Consider the following 783-nt stretch of genomic DNA (forward strand, 5'->3'; position numbering starts at 1 on the left):
CCAATATTAACATCTATAAATACTTAATAAAATAACAAATATTTATTTAAAATAATAATATGAAGATATTTAACTATGGTTATGAAGATCAATTTGAATAACAGTACCAATATGGAAAAATTTCATGAATAAAGATATTAATATAAATAAGAATAAGCGAGCACACGCAGTCGCAGGAGCTTTGGGTGATATGCTTACTGATAGCACCAGTCAGATCACGGTGATTATTACAGAGTCAGCAAACCTTAAAAATTATGATCTATTAACGATACACTGGGCAAGTCTTTCTGAAGAAAGCACAGATAAAAGCTATCCGTTACCTATTACTAAAGAAAAAGCAGGGAAAAGCTATTCATATGTTATTTCTGAAGGGAAAATAAAAAATCAACAGTATAGCTAAGCGACTTAATTTTGATTACACCATATTGAGTGCGAACAAAATATCTGTGTCGCATCTGAGCGCTCTTTTTTTGCATTTAGCTTGTGCCCATTTATGTTCAATTGGATTAAGATCTGGCGAATAGGTAGGCAAATATTCCACCATATGCCCCGCATGGATGATGACTTGTTGAATACTCTGTTTCTTGTGAAAAGTTGCATTATCCATCATGATTACACTGTTTTTAGGAAGTACTGGGATAAGGACATGGGTGACACCCATGCATAGAAAACATCGCTGTTAATATTGATATCAAATAATCCGATAGCAAACAGCGTTGTGCCCAATAAAGCGCCGATAACATTTGTTCTTCCTTTAGCTCCCCAGTTCTTGAGACCAACACA

Annotated in this window: 2 protein-coding genes; one reads left to right on the forward strand and one right to left on the reverse strand. The window is 34.4% G+C overall.

Going from position 1 to position 783, the window contains the following annotated elements; all coding sequences use genetic code 11:
- Positions 1–124: 124 nt before the first annotated feature.
- Positions 125–400 carry a hypothetical protein gene (locus ARSQ2_RS05220; protein ID WP_181994603.1) on the forward strand — a complete coding sequence of 92 codons (276 nt, stop codon included), beginning with the start codon at positions 125–127 and terminating at the stop codon, positions 398–400.
- Between the two features lie 15 nt (positions 401–415).
- Here the strand turns inward: ARSQ2_RS05220 and ARSQ2_RS05225 are convergent, their stop codons facing one another.
- Positions 416–661 (reverse strand): transposase, encoded by a 246-nt coding sequence (locus tag ARSQ2_RS05225; protein ID WP_238334326.1) that lies wholly within the window; start codon positions 659–661, stop codon positions 416–418.
- Positions 662–783: the final 122 nt, after the last annotated feature.

This window comes from Arsenophonus endosymbiont of Bemisia tabaci Q2 (assembly GCF_902713415.1).
In the GTDB taxonomy this organism is placed as follows: Bacteria; Pseudomonadota; Gammaproteobacteria; order Enterobacterales; family Enterobacteriaceae; genus Arsenophonus.